At 59.7% G+C, this 16,666-nt stretch carries 16 protein-coding genes; 9 read left to right on the top strand and 7 right to left on the bottom strand.

The window, feature by feature from the left end:
* Positions 1 to 54 precede the first annotated feature (54 nt).
* The 3 genes from mutS (at position 55) to ACYVDM_RS24570 (ending at position 4,449) form a co-directional block, all read left to right on the top strand.
* A complete protein-coding gene (gene mutS, locus ACYVDM_RS24580; protein WP_415792596.1) occupies positions 55 to 2,709 on the top strand; it encodes a DNA mismatch repair protein MutS in 2,655 nt (884 codons plus the stop codon).
* The gene (locus ACYVDM_RS24575) at positions 2,706 to 3,905 is read left to right on the top strand and encodes a JmjC domain-containing protein (RefSeq protein ID WP_415792595.1); all 1,200 of its coding nucleotides are present in this window, start codon (positions 2,706 to 2,708) and stop codon (positions 3,903 to 3,905) included. Before mutS ends, ACYVDM_RS24575 begins: the two co-directional genes overlap by 4 nt.
* 304 nt (positions 3,906 to 4,209) lie before the next feature.
* Complete coding sequence (locus tag ACYVDM_RS24570) at positions 4,210 to 4,449, top strand: endopeptidase (RefSeq protein WP_415792594.1); 240 nt, start codon at positions 4,210 to 4,212, stop codon at positions 4,447 to 4,449.
* A 103-nt stretch (positions 4,450 to 4,552) separates the two neighbouring features.
* Here the strand turns inward: ACYVDM_RS24570 and bamC are convergent, their stop codons facing one another.
* The 4 genes from bamC to ACYVDM_RS24550 form a co-directional block, all read right to left on the bottom strand.
* Positions 4,553 to 5,683, bottom strand: a complete 1,131-nt coding sequence (gene bamC / locus ACYVDM_RS24565) for an outer membrane protein assembly factor BamC (protein WP_415792593.1) — start codon at positions 5,681 to 5,683, stop codon at positions 4,553 to 4,555.
* An 11-nt stretch (positions 5,684 to 5,694) separates the two neighbouring features.
* Entirely contained in the window at positions 5,695 to 6,597 is a 903-nt protein-coding gene (gene dapA / locus ACYVDM_RS24560; RefSeq protein WP_415792592.1) for a 4-hydroxy-tetrahydrodipicolinate synthase, read from the bottom strand.
* A gap of 84 nt (positions 6,598 to 6,681) precedes the next feature.
* Complete coding sequence (locus tag ACYVDM_RS24555; RefSeq protein WP_415792591.1) at positions 6,682 to 7,329, bottom strand: site-2 protease family protein; 648 nt, start codon at positions 7,327 to 7,329, stop codon at positions 6,682 to 6,684.
* A gap of 26 nt (positions 7,330 to 7,355) precedes the next feature.
* Complete coding sequence (locus tag ACYVDM_RS24550) at positions 7,356 to 7,982, bottom strand: L-threonylcarbamoyladenylate synthase (protein ID WP_415792590.1); 627 nt, start codon at positions 7,980 to 7,982, stop codon at positions 7,356 to 7,358.
* A 43-nt stretch (positions 7,983 to 8,025) separates the two neighbouring features.
* Here ACYVDM_RS24550 and ypfJ point away from each other — a divergent pair, with 43 nt between their 5' ends.
* The 3 genes from ypfJ (at position 8,026) to ACYVDM_RS24535 (ending at position 10,282) form a co-directional block, all read left to right on the top strand.
* The gene (ypfJ, locus tag ACYVDM_RS24545; RefSeq protein ID WP_415792589.1) at positions 8,026 to 8,883 is read left to right on the top strand and encodes a KPN_02809 family neutral zinc metallopeptidase; all 858 of its coding nucleotides are present in this window, start codon (positions 8,026 to 8,028) and stop codon (positions 8,881 to 8,883) included.
* Positions 8,884 to 8,984: 101 nt separating this feature from the next.
* Positions 8,985 to 9,521, top strand: coding sequence for a hypothetical protein (locus ACYVDM_RS24540; RefSeq protein WP_415792588.1), 537 nt, complete (start codon positions 8,985 to 8,987; stop codon positions 9,519 to 9,521).
* Complete coding sequence (locus ACYVDM_RS24535; protein ID WP_415792587.1) at positions 9,518 to 10,282, top strand: DUF1828 domain-containing protein; 765 nt, start codon at positions 9,518 to 9,520, stop codon at positions 10,280 to 10,282. Before ACYVDM_RS24540 ends, ACYVDM_RS24535 begins: the two co-directional genes overlap by 4 nt.
* A gap of 66 nt (positions 10,283 to 10,348) precedes the next feature.
* On the opposite strand, the gene ACYVDM_RS24530 is transcribed toward ACYVDM_RS24535, so the two are convergent.
* Complete coding sequence (locus tag ACYVDM_RS24530) at positions 10,349 to 10,621, bottom strand: hypothetical protein (RefSeq protein WP_415792586.1); 273 nt, start codon at positions 10,619 to 10,621, stop codon at positions 10,349 to 10,351.
* Positions 10,622 to 10,804: 183 nt separating this feature from the next.
* Here ACYVDM_RS24530 and ACYVDM_RS24525 point away from each other — a divergent pair, with 183 nt between their 5' ends.
* The 3 genes from ACYVDM_RS24525 to ACYVDM_RS24515 are packed head-to-tail and all read left to right on the top strand — an operon-like array spanning position 10,805 to position 14,308.
* On the top strand, positions 10,805 to 12,280 hold the full coding sequence (locus ACYVDM_RS24525; RefSeq protein ID WP_415792585.1) for an aldehyde dehydrogenase: 1,476 nt from the start codon (positions 10,805 to 10,807) through the stop codon (positions 12,278 to 12,280).
* Positions 12,281 to 12,318: 38 nt separating this feature from the next.
* Positions 12,319 to 13,407: a Bug family tripartite tricarboxylate transporter substrate binding protein gene (locus ACYVDM_RS24520; RefSeq protein WP_415792584.1), complete on the top strand. Its 1,089-nt coding sequence runs from the start codon at positions 12,319 to 12,321 to the stop codon at positions 13,405 to 13,407.
* Positions 13,400 to 14,308, top strand: a complete 909-nt coding sequence (locus tag ACYVDM_RS24515) for an NAD(P)-dependent oxidoreductase (protein WP_415792583.1) — start codon at positions 13,400 to 13,402, stop codon at positions 14,306 to 14,308. Before ACYVDM_RS24520 ends, ACYVDM_RS24515 begins: the two co-directional genes overlap by 8 nt.
* An 18-nt stretch (positions 14,309 to 14,326) precedes the next feature.
* Here ACYVDM_RS24515 and ACYVDM_RS24510 read toward each other — a convergent pair whose 3' ends face one another.
* Together ACYVDM_RS24510 and ACYVDM_RS24505 are read right to left on the bottom strand one after the other, a co-directional pair.
* Entirely contained in the window at positions 14,327 to 15,223 is an 897-nt protein-coding gene (locus ACYVDM_RS24510) for a LysR family transcriptional regulator (RefSeq protein WP_415792582.1), read from the bottom strand.
* Positions 15,224 to 15,252: 29 nt separating this feature from the next.
* Positions 15,253 to 16,656 (bottom strand): MmgE/PrpD family protein, encoded by a 1,404-nt coding sequence (locus ACYVDM_RS24505; protein ID WP_415792581.1) that lies wholly within the window; start codon positions 16,654 to 16,656, stop codon positions 15,253 to 15,255.
* Between the last annotated feature and the right edge of the window lie 10 nt (positions 16,657 to 16,666).

Below are 16,666 nucleotides of genomic sequence, written 5' to 3'. Positions count from 1 at the left end.
GACTAAAAACGCTACCGACGCCACACCCGCTCGCCCTCCCGATACAATGACGGCATGAGTTCCGCCACAAAAAAATCCGCCGCCGACGCACTGCCCGGCCACACCCCGATGATGCAGCAATATCTTCGCCTTAAAGCCGAGGCGGGGCCCTTGCTGCTGTTTTATCGTATGGGCGACTTCTATGAGATGTTCTACGAAGACGCCGAACGCGGGGCTCGCTTGTTGGGCCTGACACTGACCAAGCGAGGCACATCGAACGGCACCCCCATTCCGATGGCGGGTCTGCCCGTGCACGCCATGGAGCAATACCTGGCACGCCTGGTCGCCCAAGGCGAATCCGTCGCTATCTGCGAGCAGATCGGTGACCCGGCCGCCGCCAAGGGTCCGGTCGAGCGTCGCATCGTGCGCATCGTGACCCCGGGCACGCTGACCGACGAGGCCCTGCTGCCCGCCAAGGCCGATCGTGCGCTCGCGGCGGTATGCATTAGCGGCAAGGCGCGTAATCAGCGGGCGGGCCTGGCCTGGCTGAATCTGGCGAGCGGCGAGTTCCGCGTGACCGAATGCGCCCCCGCCCAGATCGAATCCGAACTGCATCGTGTCGCCCCCGCCGAATTGGTCTACGCCGACAGCGCCGAGCTGCCACTGGCGTTCGATGGCGCACGCACGCGCGTCCCCGATTGGCATTTTGAAAGCGATGGCGCACGCGCCCATCTATTGGCCCATTTCAAGACCGATACCTTGTCGGGCTTTGATGTGGACGACATGCCCGCGGCCATTTGCGCCGCCGGTGCGTTGCTGCGCTATGCCGCACGCACACAATCGCAGGCACTGGCGCATGTGCAAAGTATCGCAGTCGACCGGCCCGGCCAGTATGTGCTGATGGACCCCGTCACGCGCCGCAATCTGGAACTCACGCAAACACTGAGCGGCGAGGAATCGCCCACTCTGTTTTCGTTACTCGACGCTTGCCAAACGCCGATGGGCAGTCGCCTGCTGCGGCGCTGGCTGCATCATCCACTGCGCGACAACGCGCCGGCACAAGCACGGCAACAGGCCATCACCGCCCTGCTGGCCGGCCAGCCGGATGTCGCACAAACCTTCGGTGCGGCAGACTTGCTGGAGACCCTACGCGACGCCCTGGACGCTTTCCCAGACGTCGAACGCATTGCCTCACGTTTGGCCCTGCGATCGGTGCGCCCTCGCGAACTGGCCAGCCTGCGAGACGCATTGGCTGCCCTGCCCGCGTTGCGCGAATTGATCCTCCCCATGGCAGGTACACCGCGTCTGGCGGATCTGGCCGCGTATTTGTCGCTGCCGCCTGAAATCGCGGACCTGCTCGGTCGAGCCATTGCCCAAGAGCCCGCCGTCGCGATACGCGATGGCGGCGTGATCGCCACGGGCTTTGATGCAGATCTGGATGAGTTGCGGGCGCTGGCCGCCGATGGCGGCGACTTTCTCGTGCAGCTTGAAGCCCGCGAACGCGAACGCACCGGCATCAGTAATCTGCGCGTCGAATTCAATCGCGTGCATGGTTTCTACATTGAGGTCACCAAGGGCCAAGTGGACAAAGTGCCCGAAGATTACCGTCGCCGTCAAACCCTCAAAAATGCCGAGCGCTACATCACGCCCGAACTGAAATCATGGGAAGACAAGGTGTTGTCGGCGCAAGATCGCTCGCTTGCACGCGAAAAATGGCTATACGAGCAAATCCTGGACGTGCTGGCTGAATACGTACGCCCGCTGTCGGATTGTGCTGGCGCCTTGGCCGAACTGGATACGCTGGCCGCGCTGGCCGAGCATGCGCGTCGCCACGGCTGGGTCGCCCCCGAACTCACCGAACAAGCGGATATCGACATCGAGGCCGGCCGTCATCCCGTCGTCGAGCACACGATTGAGCGCTTTACGCCCAATAGTTGCTCGCTGAATGCGACGCGTCGCATGCTGTTGATTACCGGTCCCAACATGGGCGGTAAATCGACCTATATGCGACAGATAGCCTTGATTGCGCTGTTGGCGCGCACAGGTAGCTTTGTTCCCGCGCAACGCGCCACGATCGGCAAACTGGACCGCATCTTTACGCGTATCGGCGCGGCTGACGATCTGGCGGGCGGGCGTTCGACCTTCATGATGGAAATGACGGAGGCAGCTGCGATATTGGCGGCGAGCACACCGCACAGTTTGGTTCTCATGGACGAGATCGGCCGAGGCACATCGACCTATGACGGTCTGGCGCTTGCCTGGGCCATCGCCCTGCGTCTGATCACGCACAACCAGGCGCTGACGCTATTTGCGACGCATTACTTTGAATTGACACGTTTACCCGCCGAGCAGCCCACCGCCGCTAACGTGCACTTGGCCGCGGCCGAATCGGCTGGCGGCATCGTGTTTTTGCACGAAGTCCACGAGGGCCCCGCCAGCCGCAGCTATGGAATACAAGTCGCACAGCGTGCAGGGATCCCCGCCGCTGTCATCCGCCACGCCTCGCGTGAACTCGAGCGCCTGGAAGCGCAGGGTGCCCCCACACCGCAACTGGGTCTATTTGCAGCCGCGCTCGATGCCGATGCGCAAGCCAGCGCAGCGAGCGACCAATCCGAAACCTCGGCCGCCCTGGATACCCTGCGCGACGAACTTACCCATATTGACCCCGACAGCCTGACGCCGCGCGAAGCGTTGGAAGCTCTTTATCGCCTGAAAGCCTGCCTGCCATGAATATCGACGAACCCTTGACCCTGCTGGGCGGCCTCAGCGCGTCTGACTTTATGCGTCGCTATTGGCAGCGCAAACCACTGCTGATACGCCAGGCTATTCCCCATTTCAAGCCACCGATCAGCATTGCCAATGTCAAGAAACTGTCTCGTCGCGACGATGTGCAATCTCGCCTGATCTGGCGTGAACAGGGCGTGTGGCAAATGGAGGACGGGCCCTTTGCCCGTCTGCCCAAAGTTGCCGAGCCCGACTGGACGCTGCTGGTGCAAAGCGTCGATCTGCACGACGATGCCGCCTCAGCGCTCTTGCAGGCGTTTCGATTTATCCCCGACGCGCGCCTGGACGATGTGATGATCAGCGTGGCCTCGGACGGCGGTGGCGTAGGTCCGCATTTCGACAGCTACGATGTGTTTTTGCTACAGGCATCAGGACGTCGTCGCTGGCGATATGGTCGCCAAAAAGACCTGACCCTGCAGGCCGGCCTGCCCCTGAAAATCCTCGAGAACTTCACCCCCGAAGAGGACGTTATTCTTGAACCCGGCGACATGCTGTATCTGCCGCCCCAAGTGGCGCATGACGGCATTGCCATTGGCGGCGACTGCATGACGATCTCGATTGGCTTTCGTGCACCGACGCAAGCCATCCTGGCCCGCGGACTGCTCGAGGCTGCGGCCGACCAAGCCATGGCGCGCGTGGGCCTGCTCGGCGGCCCCTACGGCGAACCCGCGCTGCCCGGCCCGCGACTGGACGCCGTCTATCGCGACCCCGGTCAACCCGCCGTGAAAACGCCCGCCGCATTACCCGACGGATTGGTGCAAGCCACGCTGGACACATTGGCCAAAGTACGTTTCGATGACGCACTCGCATCGCGCTTTCTGGGATGCTGGCTGACCGAGCCAAGTAATCTGAGCGTCTTTGATCCCTCGGCAGACGATATCGTCGACCTGGTCACGGACTGGCCCGAGAACGGCTACCTGGAACTGGATCGCCGCACTCGCATGCTGTATCGCGGCCGGCAACTATTCATCAATGGCGAAACCGCTACCGTCGTCGCACATCCTGCGTTACGCGCTCTGGCCGATGACCGTCGATTGCAATGTGGTGATTCTCGCTGCCGCCGACTCGATGACGAGACCCGCGAGTGCCTGACAGATTGGCTGGACGCAGGTTGGCTGCATTACCGGCCCAACCAGCGGTAAAGCCCCGATCAAAACAGGCCGTTTAACGAACGGCACTGCCGTACAGAGTAAAGGGCCTGCTTTTGCGCCAGACCAACATCAAATCGTATCCGTTTCGTTCGTAAAACCAAGGCGCCGGCATTTTTGACACATCAAGAAATATCCTACACGTATTAGTAAGGATTGTTACGTTTTAGATGCTACCGCTTTAATTTTCACACTCAAGTGGCAGCCTGATTCCTGTAGCCTGACTACTGGTTTCCCCTAATGGGATTCTGGTTTCCCAGTAGGGTCCGCATCATCGTCATTTCACAGGAGTCTGAATATGATCAGCAAAACCTTGATTCTTGCTTCGGTACTCGCCGTCGCGCTGACCGCTTGCGACAAGAAAGAAGACACCGCAGCACCGGGCTCCGAGCCCTCGACCTCGACGCCGGCACCGGCTACCCCGGCTCCCACCGAGCCTACGCCTGCACCGACGATGCCTGATAGCTCCAGCACGCCTGCGCCGGCTCCCGAGTCGGGCACGCCCGCTCCGGGCGGTAGCACGACGCCGGGATCGTAATAGCATTCGATCAGTCCCCTGGGGCGCCATGCCCCAGGGGCAAATAAAAAGGGCTGCGACAAATGTCGCAGCCCTTTTTATTTGCAGATGACGCTTCTGGAAATCAGAGCATCTTGTCCTTCAGGACGCCCAACATGCGCTGTGCCGTCGAACTGCTATCACGCTGACCGTTGGCATTAAGCACCGTGACCTGGGTTTGTCCACCGGATTCGGACAGATGGACGCGGTATTGCGTCGCCTGGGCCGGTTTGTCGCCCGAGAACATCCGGCTGAAAAAGCCCGGTTCCTCTTGCTGAGCGCCGGTATCCGTATCCACATAGCGCACGAAATAGTCACCTGCGGAGCGATCGCGATCATCGACAGCGAAGCCACCCGAGTCCAGGGCAACGCCCACGCGGCGCCAAGCGCGATCAAACGACTCGTCAACGATGAGCATGGCACCATCGGCGCGCACGTCCTGTTGAATCACCGGCGACTGAGGCGAAGCCTCGGCCTGTGCCACGAGCTTGCGGGCACTGTCGACGTCGGTACCCAGATACACCATCAGGCGAGCCAGCATCGCGGCATTCAGACCTGGGTCTTCTTTGCCGTGCTCCCACTGAACCTGACCCTCGTCAGCCCCAACGCGCTTCTCGAGCATTTGCTCATGCGAGATATAAATCTCGGTGCGTCCATTGACGCGCTCGAGACGCGTTCGGAACTTCTCGCGTTCGCCGCTATCCCACACCGAGTCCAGCACGGCACCCAGCGCCTGACGTAGCCAGCTTTCGGGGATTTTGGCGCGGTTTTCCGCCCAATTGGTCACGATCAGGCCCGCCTTGGGGTCATTGGTCGCGACGCTAAAGCCCGTATCTGTCCAGAAGTCGACGACTTTGGGGAAGACGTCTTCGGGAGCGCGATCAACCACCAGCCAGCGCAAATCCCCATCACGCTCGACACGCATGTCGTCGCGCTGTGGCAGCACGTTGCTGGTCTGCGACGAGCTTGCCACCTGCTGCTGACCCTGCTGTTGATACTCCGAAAATGTCGTGCTGCCCGATGAGGGGGCACGATAACGGGGATCGCTAGACGCTTGAGTCAAATCGGGGGGAATGCTCAGCGGCTCGCCGCGTCGCGTGCTTTTGTAGTCGACCGAATCTTCGTTGCCGAGAAATTCATTCACATCGCTGCAACCCGCCAGCAATGCCAGAGCCATCAATGCCGACGCAGCGGCATGACGTTGGTTCATACGCATCCTCACTTAATTTAGAGCAGACCCGTTTCCTGGAGTGCGAGGCGAACCGTATCATGATGCTGCGCGCCAAGCGCTACCAGCGGTAACCGGTAACCCAACGCAGTACGGCCCATCTGGGCAAGCGCCCATTTCACAGGAATAGGATTGGCCTCGACAAACAAGGCTTTGTTAAGACGAGCCAGGTATGCGTTAAGTTCACGCACCTTGGGTACATCGCCCGCCAGGGCAGCGGTACAGAGATCATTCATGAGCCGGGGAGCGACATTGGCAGTCACGGAAATATTGCCTCGCGCGCCCAGCAGAATGAGCGCGGCCGCCGTGGGATCATCCCCGCTGAATATCTGAAAATCAGCAGGCGCCTCGCGCAGCAACAACGCCCCGCGGCCGATATCGCCGGTGGCGTCCTTGATGCCGATGATGCCCGGGATTTGCGCCAAACGCAGCACCGTTTCGTTACTCATGTCAGCCACGGTACGGCCCGGCACGTTGTACAGCACCGTCGGCAGGTCAACCGCCTCGATAATGGCGCGAAAATGCTGGTAGAGCCCTTCCTGAGATGGCTTGTTGTAGTACGGCACGACCGACAGGCCCGCCTGCGCGCCCACGCGTTTGGCGTGCCGGGCCAGATGAATCGCCTCGTCGGTGGAGTTTGCCCCCACGCCCGCGATCACCGGGATGCGACCGGCCGCGTGCTCTACGGCGACCCGGATCAATTCGGCGTGCTCTTCCATCGACACGGTGGGTGACTCGCCCGTGGTGCCGACCACGACCAGCGCGCTAGTCCCTTCGGCAACGTGCCAATCGATCAGGGACCGATACGCCGGGTAATCCAGGCTGCCATCGGGCTGCATAGGGGTGGCCAGCGCCACCATACTGCCCTGAAAAGTAATCATTGAGGAATCGGGGGATGCCATGAAAAGGGCTCCGGACCCGGGGCGGTATGCCCCGGACAAGAAACTGGATCAATCGAACCGTTGAGTTTACCGGAATATTGGCAATTACAAGAACCAAGATACGACAGCCGTCCCCAATTCCATGAAAGGCCGCATCAGCGTCCATAGCACATCCGTGGCCAGCAGCACCACCACGATCAATAATCCGTAGGGCTCTATCCGCCCGTATTGCCACGCCCAGCGATTGGGCAGCAGACTGAATACGACGCGCCCGCCATCCAGCGGCAGGATAGGCAACAGATTCAGTGCCATCAGTACCAGATTGACGTTGATGCCCGCCATACCTACCTGATACCAATAACCTTCCTCAATACCGGCGGCCAGGAACAGGCGCATGGAGATGACCCACAAAATGGCCATCAACAAATTGGCGGCGGGACCGGCCAGGGCGACCCATAGCATGTCCTGCTTGGGCCGGCGCAGACGCCCGAAATCAACGGGCACCGGTTTGGCCCAACCAAACAACATACCCGGCCCGCCCATCAACTTGGACATCAGCAGGATCGCGACCGGAACCAGAATGGTGCCAACGGGATCAATGTGCCGTATGGGGTTCAGCGTAATGCGACCGGCCTGCTCGGCCGTGGGGTCACCGAACATCCGCGCCACGTAACCGTGGGCGGCTTCGTGCAGGGTGATCGCAAAAATGACGGGAATCGCGTAGATCGCGAGAGACTGAATAAGATCGGACATGAGGCGCCGTGTTTGAGCTATCTAGATCAGGCCAGGCCCAGCGTAGCGGGGTCACCCCGGCCACGGCGCAGCACAGTGGGCTCGTCGCCGGTCAAATCAATGACCGTGGTCGGAGATTGCAAGCAGGCGCCCGCGTCGATGACCGCGGCCAATTCGTGGGCGTAACGCTCGCGAATTTCCTCGGCATCGTTGAGCGCCTCGTCTTCATCCTGGGGAATCAGCGTCGTCGATAGCAACGGCGCACCGACCTGCTCCAGCAAGGCCAGCGTCACGGCGTGCTCCGGCACCCGGATACCGATGGTTTTGCGAGACGGGTGAGAGACCCGGCGTGGCACTTCGCGCGTCGCCTCGAGAATGAAAGTCCAGGGACCGGGTGTCGCGACCTTGAGCAGCCGGTACTGGCGGTTGTCAACGCGCGCAAAATGGCCAATTTCCGCCAGATCACGACATAAGAGTGTCAAATGGTGACGCTCATCCAACCCGCGCAACCGGCGCAGTGCATCGGCCGCCGTCTTGTCATCAAGGTGGGCAACCACTGCATAGCTAGAGTCGGTAGGTACCGCCACCAGCCCGCCTTCATTGAGCCACTGCGCGGCCTGCTTGAGCAGGCGCGGTTGCGGATTGTCAGGATGAATAGATAAAAATAGTGCCATAGGTTTATCCTAGCATCCTTAGCGCTCGCTCAGGAGAAACAACATGCGCATGGACGATTCGCGGGAAAGTAAAAATATCGAAGATCGCCGTTCGAGCGGCCCCCGTTTCGGAGGGCGCCGCGGCTCTATCGGTATCGGCACTATCGTACTGGCTCTGGTCGCCATTTATTTTGGGGTAGATCCTTCGGTCGTACTGCAAATGGCCGACGGCACAGCGCCAGTCCAACAACAACAAACCTCAACGCAGCCTCCTGCGGACGACCCGCAAACCCGCTTTGTCGCCAAAGTCCTGGGCGAGACAGAGGATGTCTGGAGCACGATTTTCCAGCAAAACCTCAATCGCCAATACGTCGCCCCAAAAATGGTCCTGTTCCGGGGAGCAACACCAACCGCCTGCGGCACCGGCCAAGCCGCCATGGGGCCGTTCTATTGTCCCGGCGATAGCAAAGTCTATATCGATTTAAGTTTTTTCGACGAAATGACACGTCAATTGAACGCGCCGGGTGACTTTGCCCAAGCCTACGTGATCGCCCACGAAGTCGGCCATCACGTCCAACACCTGTTGGGAATTTCCGATCAGGTCGACCAACTGCGTCAACGCAACCCCGGCCAGGCCAATGCCTTGTCGGTACGCATGGAACTCCAGGCGGACTGCTTCGCGGGCCTGTGGGCGCGCCAGGCAGACCAGGCGCGCAACATCCTCGAAGAAGGTGATATCGAAGAAGGCCTGAACGCGGCCACGGCCATTGGCGACGACACACTACAAAAGAAAAGCCAGGGCCACGTAGTGCCGGATGCCTTTACGCATGGCTCGTCGGCACAACGCGTGACGTGGTTCAAGCGCGGCCTGGACAGCGGCGACCTGCGTCAATGCGATACGTTCTCGAGTAAGAGCCTCTAACCCCCCACAGCCTGCCGGGATCGCCATGTTCTTGTAATATTACGGCCCTCTTGGTGCGCCACGTTGGCGCGCCATCTGAACAACACAGCCACTACCGGTGCATGGCCACTAAGCAAGCCCCCCTCATTACCCCGGCGGAAGTCCGCGAAATCCTGGCAGAGCCCAAGGAAACCGCCAAAGCGGTGACCTGGGCGCCTCGCCCGTCGCCCGGACAAGCCCAATGGATGGAGTACGTCTCGTCCTGCCGTCTGCGCGGCGAGACACGCGACGACATCATTTTTCGCGCACTGTATCGCCCGGCACGCACTGCCGTTCATGGTCAAGCCATCATGACGGTGACCGAGGCATGCTCGGCCAGCCTGTTCGTCGGACCGCACCGTGTACTGGGCGTCGATACCAACGATGCCTACCACACGAACCTGGCCGGCAAGGACCTCCCGTTCTATCGCAACGTGCTGAATCATCGCACCCATTTGCATCAGTGGCACCACGAGGGCGAAGGCTACGCCGAGCCGCTCGAGACCGCGTTAAACGACATTGCCTCCTTGATTCCTTATTTTCTCCAACGCGCTAACCTGACCCTGGCGGGAGGCTTTGCCCATCCCCTGAAGGGACGCCAAATCGAATTTCTCATATGACCGCGTTTTTACCCCCTGCCGGCTGGACTATCGTGCCCGCCGGTGAACGCGCCATACGCGCGATCACTCCCGTTGCCATGGGACTGGACGGCCAACATGCCTCCTTCCTCATCGCGCATCCCGACGACGAATCGTTCTTTCTGACCGATGCCGGCGAAGCCGCGATGCACGCCGCGACCTATGGTGTTGATCTCAACGCCAAACGCCTGGATCAATTGAATCAAACGCCGGGCCTCAGCGTTGCCGGCTTCGACCATAGCGGCGCCATCACCGCCTCGGGCCCGCTGGCGCAATTGCAGGATGCCCTGTGGGATGCCATCAAGCTCACTACGGCCCTCACCTTTCAATGCGGACAGTGGATGCCGAAATTCAGCCGGTTGCGATTTCGCGCGGAAGTTGGCCGCACCCTGGCCGAAGCGGTTGGCGCCGACCGCCTGATGCAAGGCGCCAAAGCCAGCAGCAGCAGCGGCCACACGGCCGAGTTTGCTTATGCCGTACGCAGTGCTGCCGGAGCATCCCTGACCTTTATCGAGCCAATCGCCCTCAAGGCAGGCAAGAAAATCGACTGGACGCAGGTCTATCAAACCCACGGCAAGATGTCGGATGTCAAAATGGTCGACGCTGAAAATAGTCGGCTGGTGATCCTCGAAGACGGCGCCGCCGCCGAGGAATTCAACAAGGCCGTCTCCATCCTGGAGCAATCGGCCATCGTCCGGCCGCTAGGCAAGGCTCGCAGTTGGAGCGAGATCTTCGCTAACTAAGGATTTCGCTAACTAAGATATGCGGCCAAGACAGGCCGCCAAATCCGGCACTCGACCACGCAAACCCTATCCTTCCACTCCAGTCAGGGCATCGACGATAGCGCGTCCATGACTGATCGCCTGATGGACGGCTTCGCGCGGACTGAATACAAAACTGCCCTCCGCAAAAGTGGGTACCGCATATTCATCACCGGTTTCCTGGACTGAGTCAGCCTGCACCACAAATACCGATGCAGTAAAGACAGGTGAACCCGACCCGTTTGCCGCGTTGTCTTGGACGCCCCGGATGACTTTGGCGGTCAACCGATATCCCTTATAAACCGAATTGTTCTGATGCACTCGAAGGCCCTCTCTAAGGCCAGCATACCCTGCATATCGTGACAAGCCCGATAAGTTTTGTAACAGGAGCTGTATCAACCCTTTGCTATCACAGAAATCGTAATTCGGTATTGGACGCCTCCGACGGGTGATTCCACACTTGGTGCATGACTTGATTCATGCCTCAAGGTGGAGACAACCCGGATGCAGCACTATGACTTGTTCATCAATGGCCAAAACGTACCGCCCAGTCAGGGCCGCACGTTTCCGACCTACAACCCCTATACCGGCGATGCATGGGCCGAAATTCCCGACGCCTGCGAACAGGACGTCGCGCTCGCCGTCACCGCTGCGCAACAAGCCTTTGACACGACATGGCGCGCCACCCCTGGCATCAAACGTGCCCAGCTCATGCTGCGCCTGGCGGAACTCATCGAGCAAAATGCCGATCGGATTTCTCGTATTGAAACTACAGATAACGGCAAAATCGTACGCGAAACCCGCCCGCAGATGATATGGGTAGGTCGCCAGCTACGTTATTACGCGGGCTATGCGGACAAACTATACGGACAGCAGATCCCACTGGATCAGCCCGATACGCTGGACTATCTCAGTCTGGAACCCTATGGCGTCGTCGCGCTGATCACGGCCTGGAATTCCCCGCTGGCGTTACTGGCCAATAAATTGGCGCCCGCGTTCGCCGCGGGCAATTGCGTCGTCGTCAAGCCCAGTGAACATGCCTCGGCATCGACGCTGGAATTCGCCCAACTCGTGCATGCCGCGGGCTTTCCTGACGGCGTATTCAACGTGGTTACGGGGGGCGCCGATACGGGCCGGGCGCTGGTGAATCACCCCGACGTCTCGCTGATCAGCTTTACCGGCAGCCCGGGCGTGGGTGCGGAAATCGCTTCGCTCGCGGGCCGCCGCTTGACCCCCGTCAAGCTCGAATTGGGCGGAAAGTCTCCCAACATCATTTTTGACGACGCAGATTTAAAGAAGGCGGTTGTCGGCGCCCTGGCCGGCATCTTTGGCGCAACGGGCCAGACATGCGTGGCCGGTTCGCGACTACTGGTCCAACGCAATGTCCTCGAACAAGTGTTGACGCCCCTGATCGAACGCGCACGCGGCATCAACATGGGCAATCCGCTCGACACCGGCACCGAGATGGGCACCGTGGCCAACAAGCCGCAATTTGACCGGATCCTGGCCACCATCGAGGCGGCGACCCAAGCGGGCGCCCAACTGATGACCGGGGGCAAACGCGCACAAGGCAGCGGTCTTGAGTCCGGCTATTTCATAGAACCCACTATTTTTGCGAATGTCGCTCCCGACAGCCACTTGGCTCAGGAAGAAATCTTCGGCCCGGTGTTGGCCGTCATTCCCTTTGACACCGAAGACGAAGCCATCCGCATTGCCAATGGCACTCGCTACGGGTTGGCAGCCGGACTCTGGACTCGGGACCTGGGACGCGCGCTACGCGTTTCTCGCGCCATGCAGGCGGGCTCTGTCTGGGTGAACACCTATCGCGCGATCGCCGCACAAGTCCCCTTCGGCGGCTTTAAACAATCCGGCATTGGCCGCGAACGCGGCGAAGCCGGGCTACGCGAATATCTGACCACACGCAACGTCATGATCGATTTTTCCGAAGAGGTCCGCGACCCCTTCGCTATCCGGACCTGAGCCAATCGAGCTCAAGCCACTCGTCCAAAGGAGACAACTTGAAAACGCTAAAACCGGCCGCACCGCCACGATCGATAGTTCGCAGGCATCTCTTGAAAGCCACGGTGACAGGTCTGGCGCTCGCGGCAACGCTGCCTATTGGCCGCATTGTTCACGCCGGGCAAACCACGGATGCCTGGCCAACCCGCCCCATCCACCTGGTCGTACCCTTCCCGCCTGGCGGATCCGTCGATACCGTCGCGCGCAGCCTGGGAAAATCATTGCAGGAATCACTGGGCCAACCTGTCATCATCGAGAACAAACCAGGAGCCAGCAGCGTTCTGGGCGCCCGATACGTCAAGGAATCCAAACCAGACGGCTACACGTTGCTGCTCAATGCGTCTCTGCAGGTCGCCAACCCGTTGCTGCTGGACACCGTGACCTATGACGCCCTCAAGGATTTCTCGCCCATCACCGAAATCGGCGCACAGCCTCAATTGATTCTGGTGCGGCAAGACAGTCCGTACCGAACACTTAAAGACCTCGTGACCGCCGCGAAACAAAAGCCCGGCGAATTGACCTGGGCCATCGCCGCCTTTGGCGCGGCGGGCCACCTGGCCTGCGAGCTCGTCAACGATCAGGCGGACATCAACATGCAGATCATTCCCTACAAGGGAGGCGGGCCTGCCCTCATCGACTTGATCGGCGGACAAGTGACGGCCATGACTGAACCCATGGCATCGGCCTATCCCCATGTCAAAAGCGGAAAGCTCCGCGTCCTGGCCGTGACCAGCAATACGCGCGTGCCGGTCATCCCGGACGTGCCCACCGTCGCCGAGGCAGGCTACGCGGGATTCGACATGCCTAGCTGGTACGGTATCTGGGCCCCCGCCGGCACACCTAAGCAAGCCATTCAAAAGGTTTACGAGGCAACGAAAACCGCATTGAAAGACCCCGAGGTCAAAGCCAGGCTGGACGCTATTTCGTTCATGCTCGTCGGTTCGACACCAGAGGAATTCACCGCGTTCCAGGCCAACGAATACCAGACCTACGACAAAGTCATCAAGATCATCAAAGCACGTGACAACACCAAGAATGCAAGCAACGAGACCCCCGTACCTGATAACGAAGGAGCCAGGCATGAGTGACCAGAAAATCAACACATTAGGTTTTATTGGACTGGGCGTGATGGGCGGACCCATGTGCGCCAATCTGCTGAAAAAGGGTGGTAAGCCGGTTGTCGTCTTCGACACCTCGGCAGCCGCCCTGCAAGACGCATCATCTCATGGCGCCAGCGTCGCCCAAGATGTCGGCGAGGTCGCTGGAAAAGCGGACATCATCTTTCTATCGTTGCCGTCCATCGACCAAGTGGAAACCGTGGCCAACGCCATTCTGGCCGCGCCACGAAAACCGGCGATGATCGTCGACATGAGTACGAGTAACGTCGCGCGCACACGCGCCTTGGCCAAGCTCGTCAACGACGCGGGCGTCCATTTCGTCGATGCGCCCGTCGCCCGCACCAAACAGGCCGCCATTGACGGCAAGCTATTCATCAGCGTCGGCGGATCGGAGACGGATTTCGAGCACGTTCGGCCCTATTTGCAGTGCATGGGCTCTGACGTCTTGCATTGTGGCGATATCGGCAATGGCCAAATCATCAAGATTCTGAACAACTATATGGTGTTCATGACAGTGAACGCACTATCCGAAGCCATCACGATCGGTCGGCGCGCGGGCATGGATGCCGATAAATTGTTGGACTTGCTGTCCCAAGGATCCGCTGACAGTTTTGCATTACGCAACCACGGGATGAAGTCGCTCGCCAAAGATACGTTCCCGGAAAAAACCTTTCCCATGACCTACGCGATCAAGGACTGCGCGCTCGCTCTGGATCTGGCAAAAGAAGGCGCATTCGTGCCACGGATCGGCACGTATACCTACAACGTCATGTGCCAAGCACGCGACGCGGGTTTTGCGCAGAACTACCACCCTGCCGTCATTCAATTGATTGACGGCCGCGTCAAAGTGGATTTGCCCGCTCAGGTGTGAACAACGACCTCGTGTCGATTACGGTGTGGTGCCGATTGCCAGACGCGGCACCACATCACTGACCACCCTGCGTGTCAGATCGCTGGCGTGTTTGTCGCTCCAGATCATCTCCAGGCGGACTTGACCCGCGGTTTGTGGAAACTCTCGAAAGATCACACCGGAAAATCCGGTGTTGGCATAGGAGGCGGGCGCAATCGAGACCCCCAGCCCCAACTTGACCATTTGAAAAATGGTCAACGGACTGCGTGCGATATGCTTGATGTCGGGGCTGAATCCCGCCTCGTGACAACAGGCCACGATGGAATCATAGATCGCCGGCCCGCAGTCGCGTCGCAACGCCACCATAGGCTCGTCGGCCAGCATGGCGAGCTTAAAGCCGGGCGTATGCGCCAATGCATGTTGACTGGGCAATACAGCAACCAGGGGCTCCTGATAGATCAACTGACGCTGCACCTCCGAGCGGACGGATCGTGCATGCACGATCCCCAGATCCAGCAGACCGAGAGACACCTCTTTGACCTGATCCGCCGACGCCATATCCACCATCGACAAGGTCACTTGCGGAAATCGTGTCTCGATCAGTCGCTTGACCTGCGACATCACATGAAAAAGCGCCGACGTCGCCAATCCGACTCGCAATACGCCAACGTCTGACTGTTCCGCACGCACCGCGGCGTTCACCGCCAGTTGCATCTGGTCCAGCAAAACCCGCGTTTCACGCAGAAACGCCTGTCCCGATTCCGTCAGCTTGACTTCGCGACGCGTGCGGTGCAAAAGCTGCACGCCTATCTCATCCTCCAGTGTCTTGATGTGTAGCGACAATGGGGGCTGCGAGATATGCAGACGTTCGGCGGCGCGCCGAAAACTAAGCTCCTCCGCAACCGTGACGAAATAGCGCAGTTGGCGCATATCCATAGTGTGTTTTTTTTCTGTAATGAAGATCTTCAGCCTAACAGTTTCATCAAATCGCGTACAGGTGTCGATGCGTCGGCCGACAGGAACGCATCCAGAATCAAGGCCGTCCGTACTGGCGGTAACGTCAGACTGGCGTTCGCCGTGAACTTCTGAACAATATCAGCCTGACCCAATGCACGCTCGCCGCTTCCCAAATTCACCGGCACCGCCTCATGCACAGATGTGCCGTCTTGCATGGTCACGGTCACTGCACCCGAAAAATATTTGGGAAAAGCGGTTTCTTCCTGTGCGCGGCATGTGCTGCGTGCTGCCAACGCCAAAATATCCGGGGCAGTCAATTGGTCCGAATGCAATTCATGCAAAGTAAAGCGACCCCGTACCAGGCACGCCGCCACGACAAACTGCGCACTGAATTTTGCGTCATAGTCGCTGCGCGGATTCAATTTGATATGGACCGGTTCCGCCACAATCGGCAAGGTGGCCGCAGGCAATTCGCATTCAATGGCACGAATCTCGGCATGCTCGCCGATCCGATCGCGAATACGCAGCGCGGCCTCTGCACAACCATGGATGAAATGGCATACGGGATAGGGCTTGATCGATGTTTCCAGCAACGTCCATTCATGGCCCAGCGCCGCAATCACGGAGTCCGCGTCCACCTGATCGGCGCGGTCTTGCATGTGGCTTTCGTACAAGCCGAATTTTCCCTCATAGGGCCTACGTGGACCATGAAATCCGGCGTTGGCCATCTGCGCTGCGGTAATCCCGGAGAATGCTCCCCACCCCGGATGCAACCGCTTTGTCCAGGCACCGTCTTCCAGAAAAACCTGTAGGCCCGCCGCGGTACTGGCGGCGATCCCCTGAGCGGCCACTAGCGCCTCTTCACTCAATCCTAACAATTTTCCGGCCACGAGCGCCGAACTAAAGTGCGACACCAGGCCGGTAGCATGAAATCCACCATGGTGAAAACCGCCATTGACCGATCGACCCAGACGGATAGCTGCCTCCATACCGATCACATAGGCGACCAACACGTCGCCCCAGCGCAGATTCAGCGTCTCGCCCAGGGCCAACGCCGCAGGTAAACACGCCACCGACGGATGAACAATCGCGCCCGGATGCGTATCGTCAAAATCCAGGCCGTGCATCAAATAGCCATTCGCCATGGCCGCATCCCGGGCCTGCAATGCCGCCCCCCCACCGATCACCGTCGCCTCGCCCGGTGCGCCCGCCGCCCGTATGCCGGCCAATCCCGGACCCGAGAAATCAAACTGATGCGCGGCAATACCCAGCCCAATCGCATCGATAATGTGCAGCAACGATTTCTCGCGTACTGAGTCTGGCAACGCATCCAGGGTCAGGCCGCGCGCAAAGCGCGTCAGACCCAACGCCAGACTGGAAGAGGGGGCCCGCAAATTCGAAGCAGCGTGCATGATGCGATTC

The sequence above is a fragment of the Bordetella tumulicola genome (assembly GCF_054779135.1).
The sequence above is the reverse complement of the archived record's forward strand: the minus strand, read 5'-3'. Positions and strand labels throughout refer to the sequence as shown.